Raw genomic sequence first — 20,861 nt, 5'->3', positions numbered from 1 at the left:
GCACAACCCGCCAATATGGCGCCGCCTGTTGAAGCGTTTTCTGTCCCCATCCCGAAAAACAGAAACACGCTCTGCATAAGGAAAAGCGGCTTGCTGCATAACAGCAGGTCTGCCCCCGCCGCCAGTCACTGTCCCATGCAATCCGCCTTCAGCCCGGCAGCAAGAAGAGCGGGAACCAGCAGCATAAACCGGGATTTTCTGACAGGCAAATGGAGTAACCGTTCATACTGCAAGTATGTATTGAAAACTGTGGTATGGCGTACTACAAAATTCAGTCAAACATCAGGCAAACCGAAGATTTTTCGTTAAGATGAGGCATCCGCAGTTATTCCTTTAAAGCCGCCGCAGCATCTAGAAAGTGAGAGAGCAATGGAAAAAATCTGGCTGAAATCCTACCCGCCCGGCGTCCCGGCAGAAATCAAACATAATCAATACCGCTCCATCATCAATCTGCTGGAAGAATCTTTTCAGAAGTACCAGCAGCGCGACGCCGCCATCTGCCTTGATCAACACATGAGCTATGGCGAGATGGATCAATATTCGCGCCAACTTGCCGCCTGGCTGCAAAACCAGGGTTTGCAACGCGGCGCCCGGGTTGCGCTGATGATGCCGAATCTCTTGCAATATCCAGTCGCAATTTGCGCTGTCTTGCGCGCCGGCATGACCGTGGTTAACGTCAACCCCCTGTACACCCCGCGCGAGCTTGAGCATCAATTGAATGATTCCGGCGCGGAAGTCATCATCATTCTGGAAAACTTCGCCACCACCTTGCAACAAGTGCTGGGCAAAACCGGGGTCAAACATGTGATTCTGGCCAGTGTCGGCGATATGCTGGGCATCAAAGGCTTGCTGGTGAATTTTGTGGTGCGCCATGTGCATAAGCAGGTGCCGGAATTTGATTTACCCAAAGCCCTGCGTTTTAACCAGGTCTTGGCGCAAGGCGCAAAAATGAATTTCCAGCGGGTCGAATGCAACGGCGATGATGTTGCATTTTTGCAATATACCGGCGGCACCACTGGCGTATCCAAAGGCGCCACACTGTTACACCGGAATATTGTGGCGAATCTGATGCAGGGCGAAGCCTGGCTGGCGCCAAAACTGAGCGCAGGCAACGGGACAGAAAATTTCACCATTGTCTGCGCCTTGCCGCTGTATCACATCTTCGCCCTGACCGGCTGTTTTTTCCTGGCGGCGCGCATTGGCGCTGTGAATCTGCTGATTCCAAATCCGCGCGACATGCCGAAATTCGTCAAAACCCTGTCCAAATACAAATTCAATATGCTGCCCGGCGTAAACACGCTGTATAACGGCCTGCTGAATCAACCGGACTTCGCCAAACTCGATTTTTCCAATCTGCGCATCTGCAACGGCGGCGGCACTGCCGTTCAGGAAGCGGTGAATGACCGCTGGAAAGCCGCCACCGGCTGCTTCATCATCGAAGGTTATGGACTGTCAGAAACCTCACCGCTGGCGACTTGCAACCGTGCCGACGCCAGCGGTTTCACGAATACAGTCGGATTGCCAGTGCCATCCACCGAAGTCGTGATTCTGGATGATGACGAAAAACCTGTGCCCCAGGGGGAACGCGGTGAAATTGCGATTCGCGGGCCGCAAGTGATGGCCGGCTATTGGCAACGCCCGGATGAAACCGCAAAAGTCATGACGCGCGACGGCTTTTTCAAAACCGGCGACATCGGCATCATGGACGCGGAAGGTTATATCAAAATCGTCGATCGCAAAAAAGACATGATTCTGGTTTCCGGCTTCAATGTCTATCCGAATGAAATCGAAGCAGTGCTGGCCGGCCACCCCGGCATCATGGAAAGCGCCTGTATCGGCGTGCCGGATGCGGATTCCGGCGAAGCAGTGAAAGTCTTCATCGTGCGCAAAGATCCAAATTTGAGCAAAGAAGATGTCTTGGAATACTGCAAACAGAATCTGACCGGCTATAAAAAGCCCAAGCACATTGAGTTCCGCAACGAACTGCCAAAAACACCGGTTGGCAAAATTTTGCGGCGCGAATTACGCGACAAGTGACAAAACAAACCCGGCGCATGCGCCGGGTTTGTTTTTGCAGCCTCAATGCTTGCCGGCGACCGGCATTGTGAACTGCGCGCCTTTCGCGATACTGTCTGGCCAACGTTGCATCACTGATTTGTACTGCGTATAAAAACGCACAGCCTCTTCGCCGTAAGCATGATGATCGCCAAACAAAGAGCGTTTCCAACCGCCAAAAGAATGCCAAGCCATTGGCACCGGAATCGGCACATTCACCCCCACCATGCCGACTTGCACGCGGCGCGAAAATTCACGCGCCGCACCGCCATCCGCTGTAAAAATCGAAACCCCGTTGCCATACTCATGCGCATTGATCAAAGCCAGAGCGGATTCAAAATCCGGCACACGCACCACACACAAAACCGGGCCGAAAATTTCTTCACGATAGATGCGCATCTCAGGTTTGACATGATCAAACAGACTGCCGCCAAGGAAATAGCCGTTTTCATGGCCAGGCACAGACAAACCACGGCCATCCACCAATAATTCAGCGCCGGCCGCCACACCATCTTCGATGTAAGACACGATTTTCGCCTTGTGCGCAGCAGTCACCACCGGCCCCATTTCCGCATCCGCTTCCATGCCATTCTTAACCACCAGCGCTTTCACACGCGGAACCAGGGCTTGCACCAAGGCATCCGCGCTATCGCCGACCGCCACCGCCACGGAAATCGCCATGCAACGCTCACCAGCCGAACCATAAGCGGCGCCGATCAACGCATCCACTGCCTGTTCCAGATTTGCGTCCGGCATCACCACCAAATGATTTTTTGCGCCGCCCAGAGCTTGCGCGCGTTTGCCACGCTTACAAGCTTCGCTGTAAATATATTCTGCAATCGGGGTTGAACCGACAAAAGACAATGCGCGCACATCAGGATGCTGCAGCAAACCATCGACCGCCACTTTATCCCCTTGCACCACATTGAAAACCCCATCCGGCAATCCGGCTTGCTGAAACATATCGGCAATCATCAACGAACAAGACGGATCCCGCTCAGAGGGTTTGAGAATGAAGGCATTGCCACAGGCAATCGCCAAGGGCGCCATCCACATTGGCACCATGAACGGAAAATTGAAAGGCGTGATGCCGGCCACCACGCCCAAAGGCTGACGCAACTGCCAGTTATCAATCCCGCCGCCAATATTGTCGGTGAATTGCGTCTTGAGCAATTGCGGCACGCCACATGCGAACTCAACAATTTCCAAACCGCGCACCACCTCGCCCTTGGCGTCAGAAAACACCTTGCCGTGCTCGCGCGTGATAGCGGCGGCTAATTCATCGTGGTGTTTCTCGATCAGTTCCTTGAATTTGAACATGATGCGCGCACGTTTCAATGGCGCGGTTTCCATCCATGACAAAGCAGCTTGTTTCGCTGCCGCCACTGCGGCTTGCACATCTTCGTCACTGGCCAACAGCACGCGGCCACTGACTGCGCCGGTGGCGGGGTTATACACATCCTGCTGACGCTGCGAATTGCCTGCACTGCGTTTGCCATTGATGAAATGCATGATGGTTTCTACGGTTTGACTCATGTTCATTCCCTGTTGAAAAGAAAGCAAGGTCTGCTGCTGCCGGCGCACAACACACCGGCGGCATGCCTTGAAAGCTGAAGAGTGTCTGACAGCATACGTGGAAAAGCCGGCTGAACTTGTCTGGACATTGATATTTCAGGTATAGCGGCTGTGTATGCGGCGTGCATGCAACAGATGTCATTCTTTCAACTGTGGATAACTTTATTAATATCCACAGGGACAATTTGTGCAAAAAAAACGACTTCACAGATTTGAAAAATTTGTCCAAGATTCCTCCTCACCGGATACAGCCTGAACACAAGCTTTATCATTCCACTAAACCATTGAAAAATAAAGGAAAAATGCATTTATCCACAAGCAAACGGTGGTTTACTACTATCATCAAAAAAATAAAAGGGTTAACACTTAAACGATGAGCTGCGCCAAAAAAAGAGGTTTACGCCTTTTTTCATACTTTCAGATATCCATTAAAAATTCGTGTTTTTCAAGACAAATTCTGTGATGAATGGAAATGTATTTTGAACATATATGATGTTTGCATGAATGCAACTGTGGATAACTTGCTTGATATCAACCCCCTGTATTTGTGGACAACACAGAGCGCTTGATGCCGGCAAATTTTTGTCCAAGATTTGCCAGCAGCAGACACAAGTATTTTCCGGGCCCTTATGAAATCAATAAGTCATTGATTTTTATAAAGTTTATTGACTTATCCACAGTTAAAAGCCGGTTTACTACTATCATCAAAAAATATATATATACAAGTCACAAAGACCGCTGCCAAAGCCTGAAAAAAATTCCCCCGAAATCAGCGGATATAGAAAAATCACTTATAAATCAACAAGTTAGTTTATTCACACAGAAAACAGCGGTCTTTTTTCACCCTGAATCAGGCTGTGCAACGTTTCAATAAGAGGTGGAAAAGCGTGAAACTGGCATGTCGTCTGCTTCTCCAGTAGACTGCCAGCATGCTCGCTTCCCTCACAGATGAAGATTTGATGTGCCGCTATCGCGATGGCGATGTGTCGGCATTTCAGGAACTGTATCAGCGCCACCATGCTGGCCTGTACCGTTTTATTGCCTGGCGTTCGCCACGCAAGGATTGGGCGGAAGAAATTGTGCAAGACAGCTGGATCAATTTGCACAAAGCGCGGGAAAGATATCAACCGGATGCGAGTTTTCGCACTTATTTGTATCAGATTGCGCGTAATCGTCTGTTCGATTTGCTGCGCCAGCAACCTGTCAGCCTGGCGACTGAGGTTGTCAACGAAGATGAGGACTGGCTTGCCAACTTATCTGATGAGGAATGTGAAAGCCCAGAACAGGGTTTAGAGCAAAAGCAGCAAGTACAGGCATTGCATGCGGCGATACGCCGTTTGCCGAATGAGCAGAAAGAAGCCTTGGTTTTGCAGCAATTCAATGGCTTGCGACTGGAGGAAATTGCTGAATTAACATCAGTTCCAGTCGAAACAGTGAAAAGCAGATTAAGGTATGCAATGCAAAAATTGCGGCAAGCGCTGCAGGAAGGCAGTACAGCATGAGCGGCTTGGAAATGAAACCGGATGATGACGCGCAATTGCAAGCTTTCTTGCAAGGCCAGGACGATTTATCGCGCCTGCTGCGCGCCGTGCCACAGCCAAAACCGCCGCTGCAGATCTCGCAATCCATCATGAATCTGGTGGAGCAGGATTTGCAAAAAAGCGCTGAAAACAGCCAAGTCACCGGCCCACAGCAAACGCTGGCTGAGACCAGCGCCGCAAATGATGCACAAATGGCAAAGAAAAGCGGGGATGAGGCCGAAAAAACGCCCATCAGCTCACCATTGCGTCGTAAAAAAGCCTGGCCAGCCTGGTTAGGCATTGCAGCCAGCCTGTTTTTAGCTTTGCCATTGGCATGGCAATATTGGCAAATTGACATTAAACAGGAAAGAGAAGCTGAACAAGAGCGCGCGGCGGCAGAAAAAATGGGGCCTGCGCCAGAAACCGCAGCCAAAGCGACTCCCAGCCCCGCAGCTGATGCGGCGGCAGAAGTTGCACCCCTGCAGCAGGCGGCTGGCAGCGCAGCGCCTGCCATACCTAAAAACAGCGCTAAACCGCCTAAGCCATCTGCAGCCGAAATTGACCAACCGCCCGCCACCGACAGACTGCAAAAAGTTGAAGTCACCGGTTCGGCGGTCAAACGCAGCATAACAAATGAGGCTGCGGCGCCTGTCCAAGCAATCAGGAATGAATCGATGCCGGAAAAGGGGGCTGCAATAAGGTCAGAGGAGCTGCGCCAAAAAATGCGCGGCGAAATGCAGGAAAACACACGGCAATTAGAACTGGATGCGCAGGTGGCGGACGCGAGGCGTCAAGCTGAAGCGGAAATGGCGCGCGCCAGGGAGCAAAAAGCTGTCGCCGCGCCGCGCCAAGCCTCTGCCAGCGCAGAAAAACCGGGCGTTTCATATCGGGATTCAAACGATGTGGTGGCGAAAGCTGAAAAATCACCGCCTTCCCTTGGCCAAAAAAAGATTGAAAATGCCAAACTTTGGCTTGAATTGATAGAAGAATTGCAAAAATCCAATCTGCCGCAGGAAGCGTTGGCCGAATGGGAGAAATTCCGCAAGCAATATCCGGATTATCCGGTTTCGGCCAAAACCCTGGAAATGATCAAAAAACTGCAAGAGCAGCAGAGCGCTGCCAAACCTTGAGGCGTGTATGCAAACTGCCGGCGACTACGATTTCATTATCATCGGCGGCGGCAGCGCTGGTTGCCTGTTGGCGAACCGTTTGAGTGAAAATCCACAGCACCAGGTTTTATTGCTGGAGGCGGGCGGCCAGGATAACTATCCATGGATCCATATCCCGGTTGGATACTTGTACTGCATCAATAATCCGCGTACAGATTGGTGCTGGCGCACCGAGGCAGAGCCAGGCTTGGACGGTCGCAGTTTGATCTACCCGCGCGGTAAAGTATTGGGCGGCTGTACTGCCATCAATGGCATGATCTATATGCGCGGCCAAAGTGAAGACTATCGCCATTGGGCCGAGCTGAGCGGCGATCCGGTTTGGCGCTGGGAACAGGTGTTAGCGGATTTTATGGCGATTGAAGATCATCATGGCGGCGCAAATCGCTGGCATGGGGCCGGCGGGCCTTGGCGCGTGGAGCAGCAAAGATTGTCCTGGCCGATTTTGGATGCATTCCGCAAGGCCTGCGCGCAAGCCGGCATCGCGACTGTGCAGGATTTCAACCGGGGAAATAATGCCGGTTGCGGTTATTTTGAGGTCACACAGAAAAAAGGCTGGCGTCTGAATGCGGCGCAAGCCTTTTTGCATCCCGTGGCAAAGCGCAAAAATTTGCGGATTTTGCGCCATGCGCATGCCTGCGGCCTCTTGTTTGAGGATAAGCGCTGCACAGGTGTGGCGTTTTTACAGCAGGGCAGCCGCTGGCAGGCGCGCGCCAGGCGTGAGACGGTGTTGTGCGCCGGCGCCTTGGCGACGCCGCAATTACTGCAACTCTCAGGGATTGGCGATGCGGAATTATTGCGCCGGCATCAGATTCCTGTACGGCATCATTTGCCGGGTGTGGGTAAAAATTTGCAGGACCACTTGCAATTGCGCTGTATTTACCGGATTCAAGGCGCACGCACCTTGAATCAGTTGATGCACAGCTGGTGGGGGAAATTGGCGATTGCAAGCGAATATCTGCTCAAACGCAGTGGCCCGATGTCAATGTCTCCTTCACAATTGGGCGCTTTCGCCTGTTCTGCGCCGGGCATTGCATGGCCGGATCTCGAATATCATGTGCAACCCTTGTCACTGGACAAGTTTGGCGACCCGTTGCACCCCTTTCCAGCCCTCACAGCCAGCGTTTGCCATCTGCGACCGCAATCGCGTGGCGAAGTCAGCATACGCAGCGCAGACCCGCTGCAAGCGCCCCTGATTGCGCCCAACTACTTATCCACAGAATACGATTGCCAGGTGGCGGCGAATGCCTTGCGCTTAACCCGCCACATCATGCAGCAGGACGCGCTGCAACCGTTTGCGCCAACTGAAATCAAACCTGGCCTTGATTGCCGCAGCGAGCAGGAATTACAGCAAGCGGCCAGACAGATCGGGACGACAATTTTCCATCCGGTAGGCAGCTGCAAAATGGGGCGTGCAGGCGACTCCAGCGCTGTGCTGGACAGCCGCTTGCATGTGCGCGGCGTCACCGGCTTACGCGTCGCGGATGCATCCGTCATGCCGGCCATTACTTCAGGCAATACTTGCGCCCCGGTGCTGATGATTGCGCATAAAGCGGCGGATTTTATTTTGCAGGAAATGGCGAGCGCTTGATATGTCAAGATAGAGCAAATGCTCTATCTTGCTGGCGGGAAGTGTGGCTGTTGGTACGGGCTTGAATTATCAAAAAAATAAGCAAAAAAATCGTTCTCACCATTAATTCTTTGGTTTTCAAATAATTTCCTTTATGGTTCTCTTTTGTGAAATTCCTTGTGGATAACTATCACGTATTGCAATAAAGCAACAGAAGAAACCCAATCCTGGTAATAAAAGGGACGTATTTGATGCCAGTATTTTTAGTGAAATACGTAATATTTAGATGAATTTGTAAGATTTTAACGTATTTTGCTTGATTTTAGAGAAAAATTGATACTGTCTTATCAGGCGGAATACATGTACTGAATTTGCCGCTTGCGTCATGCGGCATGGAGGGTTTGAATATTTCCTCTGGTAATTGGAAAGAATGCGCCATTACAGGTAAAATCCCCGCCACACATAAAGCAAGCATTGCAAGCAGGGGCGTGACAAGTTTCACGTTCAGGCGGCAATGTGAATAACGATAAAACCGGATATCCCCATATTCCGTTGGTTTCCCGGCAATCCTGAAAAGGTAAGGGAGCAAATACCGCGCAGGACTTCCTTAGCGGGAAGCGTTGCACGGTTTGTCCCCCATAAAAGCAAGCAAGGATTTACTGGATCTTTGGCATACCACAGTGCGTGGTTAGCGTTGGCGCGTGCTTTTGCGTGCGCCAGCCTGTGGTTCTTTGCAAAGTTCTCCCCGGCCATTCGGCCTGTTACACATCACTGTGGCGCGATGCGTCGCACAGGACTGTTTTTTTGTATTGGAGCACCGATGAACTTTTCTGGAAAAGTTTGCACTCGCATTTTTTCTGCTGTAGTTGGTCTGTTGGCGGCCTTGCCGTCTTTTGCTGAAAATGGCGTTACTGAGCGAAAAATTATTCTTGGCCAGTCGGCCGCCTTCTCCGGCCCTGCCGCACAGTTGGGCATTCATATGCATGCCGGCGCTTCGGTCTATTTTGAGAATCTGAATGAAGATGGCGGCGTGCATGGCCGCAAGATTGAGATTGTCACTGCAGACGATAAGTACGAAGCGAAGTTGGCCGAAGAGAACACGATCAAGTTGATTGAAAAAGATCAAGTGTTTGCTTTATTCGGCTATGTGGGGACGCCCACCAGCGCCGCCGCATTGCCGATTTTCACGAAAGAAAAAGTGCCGTTTTTCGCACCCTTCACCGGGGCGCAATTGCTGCGCGAACCTTTCAACCGCTATATTTTCAATATGCGCTCCAGCTACTACGATGAAACAGAGCATCTGGTCAATCATCTGGTGAAAAATGGCATGAGCAAGATCGCCGTGTTCTATCAGAACGACTCCTACGGCATGGCCGGTTTGAAAGGGGTGGAGCGCGCCATGGAAAAAATGAAAGTCCAGCTGGTTGCTAAATCCACGGTGGAGCGCAACAGCGTGGATGTATCGAAAGCGCTGCGCGATATTTTGCCAAGGCAGCCGGATGTGATTATTCAAATCAGTGCTTACGCCTCTTGCGCGGCCTTCATCGTGGAAGCGAAAAAACAGAAATATAACGGTCAGTTTTACAATGTGTCCTTTGTCGGCAGCCAGGCGCTGGCCGACACCCTGGCTAAGAGCGGGCCGGACTATGGGCCGGGTGTGGTGATTTCCCAGGTTGTGCCTTTCCCCTGGAGCCAAGCCACGCCAGTGGTGGCGGAATACACCAAGGCCATGCGTAAGGCCAAGAAAGAGATTAATTTCTCCAGCCTGGAAGGCTATATGGCGGCAAAGATTTTCCACGAAGGTTTGCGCCGCGCCGGACGTGAATTGACCCGCGAAAAGTTGATCCGGGCCTTGGAATCGATCAACAGCGCCAATTATGATGTCGGCGGTTTTGCGGTGAATTTCTCACCCTCCAATCACAATGCTTCCCGTTATGTGGATATGACAGTCATCATGCCTGAGCGAAGATTTGCACATTGAATTGGGTTGACAATAGAAAAAGAGCGCTGCGGCGCTCTTTTTTTTCAGGGCTGATGTTAAGGTGTTGTTTTGCCTGTGGAGTAATGGAATGGATTTTGCGTTGTTGGCGGTGGCGGCATTTGTCGCCGGCTTGGTGGATGCGGTTGTGGGCGGCGGTGGTTTGATTCAGGTGCCGGCATTGTTTTCGGTGCTGCGGACAGAATTGCCGGCGACAGTTTTCGGCACCAATAAGCTGGCAAGCATTTGCGGCACCAGCGCGGCTGCTGTGAATTTTCTGCGTCAGGTGAAGATTACCTGGCGCGTTGCCACGCCGGCAGCGCTGTCCGCTTTTCTATTTTCTATGCTCGGGGCGTATGCGGTGATTCATATCCCGCCGGATTTTCTGCGCAAAAGCTTGCCCTTTATTTTGCTGGCAGTTGGGGCCTACACCTTGGCCAAGAAAGACTTTGGCAAACATCATCAGCCTCGGCTTCATGGACGGCGCGAATTAATCCTGGCGGCATTCTCCGGCGCGGTGATCGGTTTTTATGACGGATTTTTTGGCCCGGGCACAGGCAGTTTTCTGGTTTTTGTTTTTGTGCGCGTGTTTGGCTTTGATTTCATCGCCGCTTCCGCCGTGGCGAAAATCGTCAACATCAGCACCAATTTGGCGGCATTGATGCTGTTTGGCTACCATGGACATGTATTGTGGATGTTGGGCTTGATGATGGCGGTTTGTCAGATTGCCGGCTCGCTTACCGGCAGCCGCCTGGCGTTGAAGTATGGAACGGGTTTTGTGCGTAAACTTTTCCTGTTCGTTGTGTTCGCGCTGATCTGCAAAACCACGTACGACGCCTTTCTGCGTTAATGTTTCACGTGAAACAATCTGAATCCTGCCACCAATTTCAGCAGGGGAGGGAACCGGGGGCAGGAAAAAGTTCTATAATCTTCGCCTCTAGATCAATCCGCTCCTCCTATGTTTTATCCAACAGAATTTGATGTCATTGTGGTCGGTGGTGGCCATGCCGGTGCTGAAGCTGCGCTGGCTGCAGCGCGCATGGGGCAAAAAACCTTGCTGCTGACGCACAATATTGAGACCCTGGGCCAAATGTCATGCAACCCCTCCATCGGTGGGATTGGTAAAGGGCATTTGGTAAAGGAAGTGGATGCCATGGGCGGAGCGATGGCGATCGCGACCGATGAAGCCGGCATCCAATTTCGCATTTTGAACTCCTCCAAAGGCCCTGCTGTGCGCGCCACACGCGCCCAGGCCGACCGCATGCTGTACAAGCAGGCAATCCGGTCACGTCTGGAAAATCAGCCTAATCTCTGGCTATTCCAGCAAGCGGTGGACGATTTGCTGGTAGAGGGTGATAAGGTGTGTGGGGCTGTGACGCAAGTTGGTTTGCGCTTCCGCAGCCGCGCTGTAGTGCTGACTGCCGGCACCTTCCTTGATGGCAAGATCCATGTCGGCTTGCAAAATTATTCCGGTGGTCGTGCCGGTGATCCGCCAGCCATTTCATTGTCTGCGCGCTTGAAAGAATTAAAGCTGCCGCAAGGGCGTTTGAAAACCGGTACGCCGCCGCGCATCGATGGGCGCAGTATTGATTTTTCCAAACTGGAAGAACAACCCGGTGATTTGGATCCTGTGCCGGTATTTTCCTTCATGGGGAATGCTGCAATGCATCCGCGCCAACTGCCATGTTGGATTACGCATACCAATCAAGCGACGCATGACATCATCCGCAGCGGCTTGGATCGCAGCCCCATGTACACCGGCGTGATCGAAGGCGTGGGGCCGCGTTATTGCCCATCGATTGAAGACAAAATCCATCGCTTTGCAGATAAAGAGACGCATCAAATCTTCCTTGAGCCGGAAGGTTTGTTGACGAACGAATTTTATCCAAACGGAATTTCCACCAGCTTGCCGTTCGATGTGCAATTAAACCTGGTGCGCTCAATGCGCGGCTTGGAAAATGCCTGGATTCTGCGGCCGGGTTATGCGATTGAATACGATTACTTTGACCCTCGCGGCCTGAAGGCATCGCTTGAAACCCGCGCGATTCAAGGCTTGTTCTTTGCCGGTCAGATCAATGGCACGACAGGCTATGAAGAAGCGGCAGCACAAGGCATGTTAGCGGGCTTGAATGCCGCTTTATACACGCAGGATAGAGAAGCCTGGATCCCGGCGCGCAGTGAAGCTTATCTTGGCGTAATGGTGGATGATTTGGTGACGCAAGGCGTGATGGAACCATATCGCATGTTCACCAGCCGGGCAGAATATCGTCTCAGCTTGCGTGAAGACAATGCTGATATCCGCCTGACCGAAATCGGCCGCAAGCTTGGATGCGTCAGCGACGCGCAATGGGATGTTTTTTGCCGCAAGCGTGACGCCATTGCGAAAGAGTCAGAACGTTTGCGCTCGACCTGGATTAATCCACGCATCATCAGCAAAGAAGAAGCAAGCAGGGTGTTTGGCAAGCCAATTGAGCATGAATACAATCTGGCCGATTTATTGGCGCGGCCCAATATCCGTTACAGCGATTTGATGAGTTTGCAGGGATTGCAAGGTGAAGCGCTTGCCGGCCCAGGTCTGGAAGCGAGCGAGATTACCGAGCAAATCGAAATCCAGATCAAATATGCCGGCTATATCGAACGCCAGGCACGCGAAATTGAGCGGCATGAAAACCATGAAAACCTGCGTTTGCCAGCTGATCTGGACTATATGAGCATCCAGGCTTTGTCGATTGAAGTGCGGCAAAAGCTGGCTAAGCAAAAACCGGAAACCCTGGGGCAAGCCTCCCGGATTTCCGGTGTGACGCCGGCGGCCATTTCTTTGCTGTTGGTGTTTTTGAAGAAGCGTGGATTGTACGCAGGGAAGGGCGCAGCATGAATGTTTCACGTGAAACATTGCGCAGCCGCCTGCTGCAAGGCTTGCTTGAACTCGGTTTAGACCTGCAGCCACAACAGATAGAGCAATTACTGGACTATCAAGGCTTGATGAGCAAGTGGAACAAAGTCTATAACCTGACTGCGATCCGTGATCCGGAACAGATGCTTGCTTTGCATCTGCTCGATTCATTAAGCGCAGTCGCTGCTTTTGCCAAGGCAAAACGGGTTCTGGATGTGGGGGCAGGTGGCGGTTTACCTGGCATCGTGCTGGCGATTGCGCGCCCGGATGTGCAAGTTCATCTGATTGATGTGGTGCAAAAGAAGACCGCATTTTTGAATCAGGTCAAGGCAGAATTGAAATTAGTGAATGTGAATGTGCACTGCGGCAAGGTGGAAAACCTGCAAACCGGCCCGGATCTTGCCGCCTTTGATATCATCACATCCCGCGCGTTTGCTGATTTGCGGGATTTTGTTTCCTGGTCAGGCCATTTACTAACAGCAGACGGTGAATTCATCGCGCTTAAAGGGCAAGATCCCTTGCAGGAAAGCCAGGCGCTGCCGGCAGGCTGGCGTGTCAAAACAATTCAAGCCTTACGCGTGCCGCAACTTGATGCGGCGCGGCATCTGGTGTTTATCGAACGCGCTTAAATATCTTCAGGACTTATATGGCCAAAATTTTTTGTGTAGCAAATCAAAAAGGCGGAGTAGGCAAGACCACCACGGCGGTGAATCTGGCCGCAGGTCTGGCCAAATTGGAACAACGTGTGCTCTTGGTTGATCTGGATCCACAAGGCAATGCAACCATGGGCGCCGGCATCGCCAAAGCCAATCTTGCGGCTTCCACTTACCAGGTTTTATTGGGTATGACAGACGTGGCGCAGGCGCGTCAAAAATCTGAGAATGGCGGCTTTGATGTCTTACCGGCCAATCGTGAATTGGCAGGCGCTGAAGTGGAAATGGTGGAATTGGATCGGCGCGAGCGGCGCATGAAAGAAGCGCTGGCCAAGGTCGATGCGGAATATGATTTTGTGCTGATTGATTGCCCGCCTGCCTTATCCCTGCTGACCTTGAATGCCTTGTGTGCAGCGCATGGCGTGATCATTCCCATGCAATGTGAATATTACGCGCTGGAAGGTTTGTCGGATTTGGTGAATACCATCAAAAAAGTGCATGCCAAGTTCAATCCGGATTTGAAAATCATTGGCTTGTTACGCGTCATGTTTGATCCGCGTATGACTTTATCGCAGCAGGTTTCGGCGCAGCTGGAGCAGCATTTCGGCGATAAAGTGTTTAACACGATTATCCCGCGCAATGTGCGCTTGGCTGAAGCGCCATCTTACGGCATGCCTGGCGTCAGTTTTGATCCATCGGCAAAAGGCGCGCAAGCATATATCGCCTTCGGTGCTGAATTGGTGGAACGTATTAAAACCATGTAAGGACTGGAAGAATGGCTAGCAAGAAATCGAAAGGCTTGGGGCGTGGTTTGGAGGCTTTATTAGGCGGTTCAGCCGATTTTGTCGAAGCGCCGGCAGTCAAACCTGAGCAGGGCAACAGCTTGCCCTTGACCCAGCTTCAGCCTGGCAAATATCAGCCGCGCACGCGGATGGATGAAGGCGCATTGGCTGAGTTGGCGGATTCGATCCGGGCGCAAGGCATTATGCAGCCGATTCTTGTGCGCCCGGTTGCAGCTGAGCGTTATGAAATCATCGCAGGCGAACGGCGTTTCCGCGCCGCCGGTCTGGCAGGTCTGGAGCAAGTGCCGGTCTTGATCCGTGAAGTGGATGACAAGACCGCCGCAGCGATGGCCTTGATTGAAAACATCCAACGCGAAGATTTAAATCCGCTGGAAGAGGCGCAAGGCATTCAACGCTTGATTCATGAATTCGGTTTTACGCATGAACAGGCGGCGCAATCAGTAGGGCGTTCACGCAGTGCAGTCAGCAATTTGTTGCGCTTGTTGAACTTGGCTAAGCCGGTGCAAACCATGCTGATGGCGGGCGATCTGGATATGGGGCATGCGCGCGCTTTGCTGGCGCTGGATGGCGCGCAACAAATCACCATGGCCAATGAAATCAATGCCAAGCGCATGTCGGTGCGTGAAGCGGAAAAACTGGTGACGCGCGCACAACAGGAACAAAGTGAAAGACCGCTGCGCAAATTGGATAAGTCTGCCGATCTGAAAACGCTGGAAGAAGAATTGTCAGATTTATTGGCAATGCCGGTCAGTTTTAAAATGAGCAGCGCCAGCAAAGGCCAAATGCAAATCGCATTTGGCGATTTGGATCAACTCGATCATATTTTAGCCAAGCTGCGCGCCTGAAGAAGCTGACTGTATGAGCGCTGTGGAAAAGTATGTGTATAAGCTGAGGGTAGCTTGTGGGTGAGTCTGTGATAAGTCACGTTTTTTTGTGGGTAAGGCTGTGGGATAGTTGTTGATAGCGCGGGCGCGTAAGCCGGTAAATCATATTTGGGCGTAATTCACAGAATATGCCCACAGCTTTTACCGGCTTATTCACAGCTTTATGCACGGATTGTTCGGGGGTTGCTTTATTTTGCTGAAAATAATTTTGTATCCGCCGTCTAGGGCGTGTTGACAATTAACAGCACTTTGGATGGGAATTTTCAAAAAAAGCTGTTAACTTTTTGCCACTTGTGTTTACATTCTTGTTTTTGGGCAAAACAGAATGGCACGGATGATGTTACGGGACGATCAGTGGGCAAGAATTGAAGCCTTGGTACCAGGAAAGGTTGGCGATAGAGGCAGAACAGGCGTGAATAATCGGCTGTTTGTGGAAGCTGTTTTATGGATAGCAAAGACAGGCAGCCCGTGGCGGGATTTGCCTGCTGAATTTGGCCCATGGAACAGCGTCTATGTGAGGTTTGCGCGTTGGTCGGATAAGCAGGTATGGCACAAAATCTTTGCCGTGCTACGCGAGGACGCGGACTTTGAGGAAGTTTTTCTTGATAGCACTATCGTGCGGGCGCATCAGCATGCAGCAGGAGCCGCAAAAAAAAGGGGCCGCAATCCATTGGCCGGTCTCGTGGGGGATTAACCACCAAGATTCATGCTTGCGTTGAGGGCTTGGGCAATTTGGTTCAGTTCATCCTGACAGGCGGAGAAGTTCACGATATAACCCAGGCAACCGCGTTACTCAATGACGTCGCGCCACAAGCGGTGCTGGCAGATAAAGCCTATGATGCCAACACACTGATTGATTGCATTGAGGGAAAAAATGCCAAGGTCGTGATTCCACCAAAGGCGAACCGGAAAGAACAGCGGGATTATGATCAGTTCCAATATCGAAACCGCAATCTCATTGAGCGCTTTTTCGCCAAAATTAAGCAATTTCGACGGATCGCTACCCGCTACGACAAACTGGATACCCGTTTCTCTTCGTTTGTAACCTTGGCGGCATCAATGATATGGTTGAAATAAATGTCAACACACCCTAATTGCTTGCCTGGAGTGTATCAAGACGTTACAATATGATTCCAGTTGCAACTCAGACCCGCACATCTGCTACATCCGCAACTGCCTCATCAATACCCACAGGAAATTCAAATGAAAAAAATTGTTTTTGCAGCACTTCTGGCATCCGCATTTTCCGCACAAGCCGCAACCGAATTGGTTGTGAATGGCGATTTTGAAACCGGCACCTTCGCCGGCTGGACCCGTTCCGGCAATCTGAGCCTGAACGATGTCATCAAGAACACCGTAACTTCCAACCGCACTTGGGTATGGCGCAATGGCGCAACCGGCTCTGTCGGTTATATCAGCCAAGTGCTGAATACTATCGCCGGCCAGCGCTACACCCTGTCTTTCGATGTGTATAACACCGCCACCTCGACCGATCCGAACAAAGTCACTTTCAACGCGATGTTTGGCGACAATGAAGTGTACAGCGTGAAAAACACTGCGCTGAACTGGTCCCACATCACTCTCGATGTGCTGGCCACTTCCAATGCAACCGAATTGAAATTTGGCGCCCGCAACGATCCGAGCTTCTTCCGCATGGACAATGTGAGCGTGCAAGCCGCTGTGCCGGAAGCTGAAACCTATGCCATGCTGCTGGCTGGCCTGGGCGTGATGGGCATGATTGCACGCCGCCGTAAAGCCGCCTGAGCTGTTTTTTAAGCTTGGCTGACTCCGACCCCCGCTGCGGCGGGGTTTTTGCTTCCTGCGGCCTTTAAAGCGGTTTTAGAGCGGCTGTTTTCATCTGCGTTGTTGTGCACAAAAGACTCACAGCTTTTCCTCTGATTTTTCCACGCGTTATGCACATCTTTGTGCACACCCCAGCCGTTCGTGCTGAGCTTGCCTGAGTATTTTTCTTTTGCCGTTCGTTCTGAGCCTGTTGAAGCGCGGTTTTTCATCCGTTCGTGCTGAGCTTGTCGAAGCACTTTTTGCATATCCACTATTCTTTCGACAAGCTTCCTTCGACCAGCCCAGGAGAACGCCCGGCAAAAATAAAGTCGGCAGTGTTGCCGCATGTATTCGTGAAGCGTTAGCAAAGATTTGCACATGCTGCGCACTGTTTATCCCTTGCTTATGCACAGCTTTTTGCACAGAGAAGTGTGTGCAGCAGCCTGTATCTGTGCGGGTCTTAGTACTTTTCACGGGAAGTCTGACCTGCTGAGGATATGCACAAGCTATACAGATTTGTGCATTTCATATGCACAGCTTTATGCATAGCGGTGGTTTTAATTGATTCGCTTCTCTGCAAGTTTTGCACCCCATTTGCACAGCTTTTTCATACTTAATTCACAGGTTTGTACACAGTTTGCCGGGGTGAGGTTTTTTCCTCTTGTCTGTCGAGTGGATGCGTTGTGTGTTCGCGCTGCGCATAATCCACAAACAATCCGCAATTTATACAGGGTTTATTCACAGCTTTACGCACATTCTGAAAGCGGCATGCCTTACGAAGCGGGGCTTCAATCTTCGATAAGCGTTTGCGCTATATGCGCTTTGGCATCCACCCGGTATGTGGAGCATCCCAAGCCCCGTGGTGTTGGAAAGGCAAGCGAGGGCAAAGCAGGCGGCTGCGCGCCACTTCAGACCATCAGCATGCCCGAATCGTGTCTGCAGCGGTATTTCCGCATGTCGCCATTGTTGGGTGCAAATGATGTGGCTGACACAGGCTCTCAGAAGATGAGTGGAAGCAGGCGAGTGCAATTTGCTTAACTTATCCACCACGATCCACTTATTTTTCACAGCTTGTATCTATTCAGCCAATGCGCTAACAAGTCGGTTTATATACCAAGCGGGTTGCAGCTTCATTGTGCCGGGCTTGTCGAACCACGGTTTTGCCATTCGTGGTGAGCTTGTCGAACCACGGTTTTCCATGAGCAACCATGCCCTTCGACAGGCTCAGGGCGAACGGAATCTGCTTCGTCCATCCTTATGAAGGCTTAGCAGTGACCATAGCTTTATCAACAGCCGTGTTCGCAGCATTTCTTTTTTCAACAGCTTATACCGTGTTTATGCCTTGGTTGTGCACAGCTTTACCCACAAGGTGTGTGAGATGCCCTTGCAATCAAACATCGGCCTATGCGAGGTGAGATGTAATTATGCACATTCTCCTCACATCTTTTCCCTGGTTTGTGCACAGTTTTATCCACAGGATGGGCGAAAAAAAACCGCTGCCCATATCATCTGGCAGCGGTTTTTCTCAGTCAGCGCTTTCAGGTGCTGATTTTGCCCTTGAGCTTGCCGCGTGCGCCGGGCGCGTGCATGACTGCGGCTGGCGCGCCGCTTTCCAGCTTGGCCAAGAGTTGCGCTGTGTTGCATTGGGCGGCAAAGCTGAGATTGATGTCATTCCCGCTTGCGCCGGCCAAGGCAAAACAATGCTGTCCCAGCTTGGCATTCAGCGGCGCGATCAAATTCTCCTGCAGCAAATCGCTATTGCTGCTTTCCGGCACTTGCAGCTGAAATTGACCCAAACCTGTGCCGCTTTGCACATCCAGCACGCGGCGCACATTGCGCAATTCGGACAGCATGATTTGTGCGGTTTGCGCATTCGGCAGGCCGGCAATGTTCAAATTGATCTTTTTCACCCCATACTCGAAATGCTGCAGGAAGAAATCTTTAGAAAACTCATCGCCCATTTGTTTGCCAATATCCGCCAGCGCTTGATCTTCACTGTTCCAGCTGGCGCCCTTGGGCAACATGGTGTTGAGATAGATTTCCTCGTTCGTGGCTTTGTCTATCGCCTTCACGGTCCAGGAGGTCAGCACAGTCTTGTTAATCGTCAGACCTGAGGCCGGCAGCTTGTGTGAGAGCTGCTTGAACTTCGCTTCGCCTATGATTTGGAAGTCTGCGGATTTGGCGTTTGGCCCGCCCTTGACTTCACCATCGCCGGCCCAAATCCGGAAGCCAAACGATTTGACGCGCTCTTTGAGCACGTTTTCCGCCAGTTGTGAGCGTGCCGGCGGCAAGGTTTGATCGGCATTGCCAATTGACATCTGAATCGCAATCTTGGGGTCGCCATTATTGCGGATGAAGTCGATTCTTTCCGCCTTGGATAACTCATTGAGCGATTTACGCAACTCGCGTACCTTCAACACAGCGCGCGCTTCGCTTTGCAATAAGCCGTTTTTGCCGGTTTCCGCACCGCTTTCGTGCAGCACGTTTTTGATGAAATCACTGTGTCGCGATAAGAGTTTTTGCTCAATCACAGGATAGTTTTTATCCAGCGAATTGTTATCCACATACAGCGCCAGCGCTTTTTCCACCAGTTGACGGCGCGCATCGGCGCGCACCTCGGCTTGCGCTGCGCCGCTGTCGCCGCCGAACTTGGGATCTTGCGGATCGACCAGGCCCAGCGCGCTGATCACCACTTCGCCGTCAGCGGTCTTGATCTCTGTGCTGGCCAGAGCGGGTTGTGGCGCACTGGTTTGCGCAACCTGCGGGGCCGGCGTGCTGTGCGCGCTGGCGCTGGCTGCCGCCTGTTGTGGCGTCTGCGCGTTTTTATCCGGCAAGACAAAGAAATAGGCGGCGCCGGCGACTGCCACAATGCCGGCTGCAGCAGCGCCCAGCCAGACGCCTTTGTTCGCGCTTTGCCGGTTTTGATTCAGGGTGGCCTGCAAGGGCGCTTGCGTGACGCCAGGTGCGGCGTTGGCCGGCGGCGCTGCCGCCGCAGCTGGCGCGGGCGCCGGGGCCGGCGTTGCGCTTGGCGTGTGCGCCTGGCGGGCGGGGAAGGTTTGCGTCGGCATCTCCGCGCTTAATTGCGCCGCCACCGGATTGTGCAATACGGTTTTATCGTCATCCGCTTCCGGCAGGCGGCCGCTGGCGGCGATTTTGATGGCGGCGGCAAATTCCTGCGCGCTTTGAAAGCGGTGATCCGGGTTTTTAGCGATGGCTTTTTTCACCACCGCATCCCACACCGGCGGCAAACCGGCATGCAAGGCTGTGACCGGCGGCGGCATTTCATTCAGCACCTTGTACATGATGCTGGTATGGTTGCCGGTGAAGGGGCGTTCGCCGGTCAGCAACTGGTACAAAATCACGCCGCAGGAAAACAGATCGCTGCGCGCATCGACCGGACTGCCGGTGACTTGCTCGGGCGACATATACGCCGGTGTGCCGATAATCGCGCCGACCTGCGTCAGATCAGAACTTTCCAGCCGGGCAATGCCGAAATCGCCGATTTTGACTTTGCCATCCTGCTGCACAAACAGATTGCCCGGTTTCATATCGCGGTGGATCACGCCGTGCGCATGTGCATGCCCCAGCGCATCCAGAATATCCAGCATCAGAATGGCCACTTGCTGTGGCGTGAAGCGTTGCTGCTCTTCAAACATGGCGCGCAGCTCGCGCCCGTCCACATATTCCATGGCAATGTAGGCGACCTGGCAGGGCTTGCCTTGCGCATCCGCGCTCTGCGCTTCGCCATAGTCATACACGGCGACCACGCCGGGATGATTCAGGCGGCCTGCGGCCTGCGCTTCGCGTTTGAAGCGCGCCAGCGCCTCCGCCAGCGCCGCCTCATCTTTATCCTCGCGCAAGATCGTCTTCAGCGCCACGCGGCGCTCAATGACCGGGTCGAAGGCTTCATATACGATCCCCATCGCGCCTTTACCGAGTTCGCGCCGGATCTGATACTTGCCGAGTTGATTCATGCCTGGCT

General features: G+C 52.3%; 15 protein-coding genes. 12 read left to right on the top strand and 3 right to left on the bottom strand.

What is annotated here, in order from left to right; all coding sequences use genetic code 11:
* The first annotated feature begins 369 nt into the window (after positions 1-369).
* Positions 370-2,037 (top strand): long-chain-fatty-acid--CoA ligase, encoded by a 1,668-nt coding sequence (locus V8J88_RS22300; RefSeq protein WP_338846466.1) that lies wholly within the window; start codon positions 370-372, stop codon positions 2,035-2,037.
* Positions 2,038-2,079: 42 nt separating this feature from the next.
* Here V8J88_RS22300 and V8J88_RS22295 read toward each other — a convergent pair whose 3' ends face one another.
* Positions 2,080-3,597, bottom strand: coding sequence for a CoA-acylating methylmalonate-semialdehyde dehydrogenase (locus tag V8J88_RS22295; protein WP_338846465.1), 1,518 nt, complete (start codon positions 3,595-3,597; stop codon positions 2,080-2,082).
* Positions 3,598-4,559: 962 nt separating this feature from the next.
* Between V8J88_RS22295 and V8J88_RS22290 the strand changes: the two genes are divergently transcribed.
* The 11 genes from V8J88_RS22290 (at position 4,560) to V8J88_RS22240 (ending at position 16,861) form a co-directional block, all read left to right on the top strand.
* Positions 4,560-5,132, top strand: coding sequence for an RNA polymerase sigma factor (locus V8J88_RS22290; RefSeq protein WP_338846464.1), 573 nt, complete (start codon positions 4,560-4,562; stop codon positions 5,130-5,132).
* Complete coding sequence (locus V8J88_RS22285) at positions 5,129-6,280, top strand: hypothetical protein (RefSeq protein ID WP_338846463.1); 1,152 nt, start codon at positions 5,129-5,131, stop codon at positions 6,278-6,280. Before V8J88_RS22290 ends, V8J88_RS22285 begins: the two co-directional genes overlap by 4 nt.
* 7 nt (positions 6,281-6,287) lie before the next feature.
* Entirely contained in the window at positions 6,288-7,907 is a 1,620-nt protein-coding gene (locus V8J88_RS22280) for a GMC family oxidoreductase N-terminal domain-containing protein (protein ID WP_338846462.1), read from the top strand.
* A 760-nt stretch (positions 7,908-8,667) separates the two neighbouring features.
* On the top strand, positions 8,668-9,867 hold the full coding sequence (locus V8J88_RS22275; protein WP_338846461.1) for an ABC transporter substrate-binding protein: 1,200 nt from the start codon (positions 8,668-8,670) through the stop codon (positions 9,865-9,867).
* Between the two features lie 88 nt (positions 9,868-9,955).
* Complete coding sequence (locus V8J88_RS22270) at positions 9,956-10,714, top strand: TSUP family transporter (RefSeq protein ID WP_338846460.1); 759 nt, start codon at positions 9,956-9,958, stop codon at positions 10,712-10,714.
* 108 nt (positions 10,715-10,822) lie between these two features.
* A complete protein-coding gene (gene mnmG / locus V8J88_RS22265; protein WP_338846459.1) occupies positions 10,823-12,739 on the top strand; it encodes a tRNA uridine-5-carboxymethylaminomethyl(34) synthesis enzyme MnmG in 1,917 nt (638 codons plus the stop codon).
* Positions 12,736-13,386 (top strand): 16S rRNA (guanine(527)-N(7))-methyltransferase RsmG, encoded by a 651-nt coding sequence (gene rsmG / locus V8J88_RS22260; RefSeq protein WP_338846458.1) that lies wholly within the window; start codon positions 12,736-12,738, stop codon positions 13,384-13,386. The genes mnmG and rsmG overlap by 4 nt, the downstream gene beginning before the upstream one ends.
* A 17-nt stretch (positions 13,387-13,403) precedes the next feature.
* Positions 13,404-14,174 (top strand): AAA family ATPase, encoded by a 771-nt coding sequence (locus tag V8J88_RS22255; protein ID WP_338846457.1) that lies wholly within the window; start codon positions 13,404-13,406, stop codon positions 14,172-14,174.
* An 11-nt stretch (positions 14,175-14,185) separates the two neighbouring features.
* Positions 14,186-15,058, top strand: coding sequence for a ParB/RepB/Spo0J family partition protein (locus tag V8J88_RS22250; RefSeq protein WP_338846456.1), 873 nt, complete (start codon positions 14,186-14,188; stop codon positions 15,056-15,058).
* Between the two features lie 364 nt (positions 15,059-15,422).
* Positions 15,423-16,174, top strand: a protein-coding gene (locus V8J88_RS22245) for an IS5 family transposase (protein WP_338846097.1) whose coding sequence is annotated in 2 segments (ribosomal slippage) — positions 15,423-15,753 and positions 15,753-16,174 — 753 coding nt in all. Because the reading frame shifts where the segments join, the coding sequence is not laid out codon by codon here.
* A 126-nt stretch (positions 16,175-16,300) separates the two neighbouring features.
* Positions 16,301-16,861: a PEP-CTERM sorting domain-containing protein gene (locus V8J88_RS22240; RefSeq protein ID WP_338846455.1), complete on the top strand. Its 561-nt coding sequence runs from the start codon at positions 16,301-16,303 to the stop codon at positions 16,859-16,861.
* Positions 16,862-16,869: 8 nt separating this feature from the next.
* Here V8J88_RS22240 and V8J88_RS22235 read toward each other — a convergent pair whose 3' ends face one another.
* Together V8J88_RS22235 and V8J88_RS22230 are read right to left on the bottom strand one after the other, a co-directional pair.
* Positions 16,870-17,145 (bottom strand): hypothetical protein, encoded by a 276-nt coding sequence (locus V8J88_RS22235; RefSeq protein ID WP_338846454.1) that lies wholly within the window; start codon positions 17,143-17,145, stop codon positions 16,870-16,872.
* A gap of 1,272 nt (positions 17,146-18,417) precedes the next feature.
* Positions 18,418-20,853 (bottom strand): serine/threonine-protein kinase, encoded by a 2,436-nt coding sequence (locus V8J88_RS22230; protein ID WP_338846453.1) that lies wholly within the window; start codon positions 20,851-20,853, stop codon positions 18,418-18,420.
* Positions 20,854-20,861: the final 8 nt, after the last annotated feature.

The sequence above is a fragment of the Massilia sp. W12 genome, assembly GCF_037300705.1.
GTDB lineage: Bacteria > Pseudomonadota > Gammaproteobacteria > Burkholderiales > Burkholderiaceae_D > JACPVY01.
The sequence above is the reverse complement of the archived record's forward strand: the minus strand, read 5'-3'. Positions and strand labels throughout refer to the sequence as shown.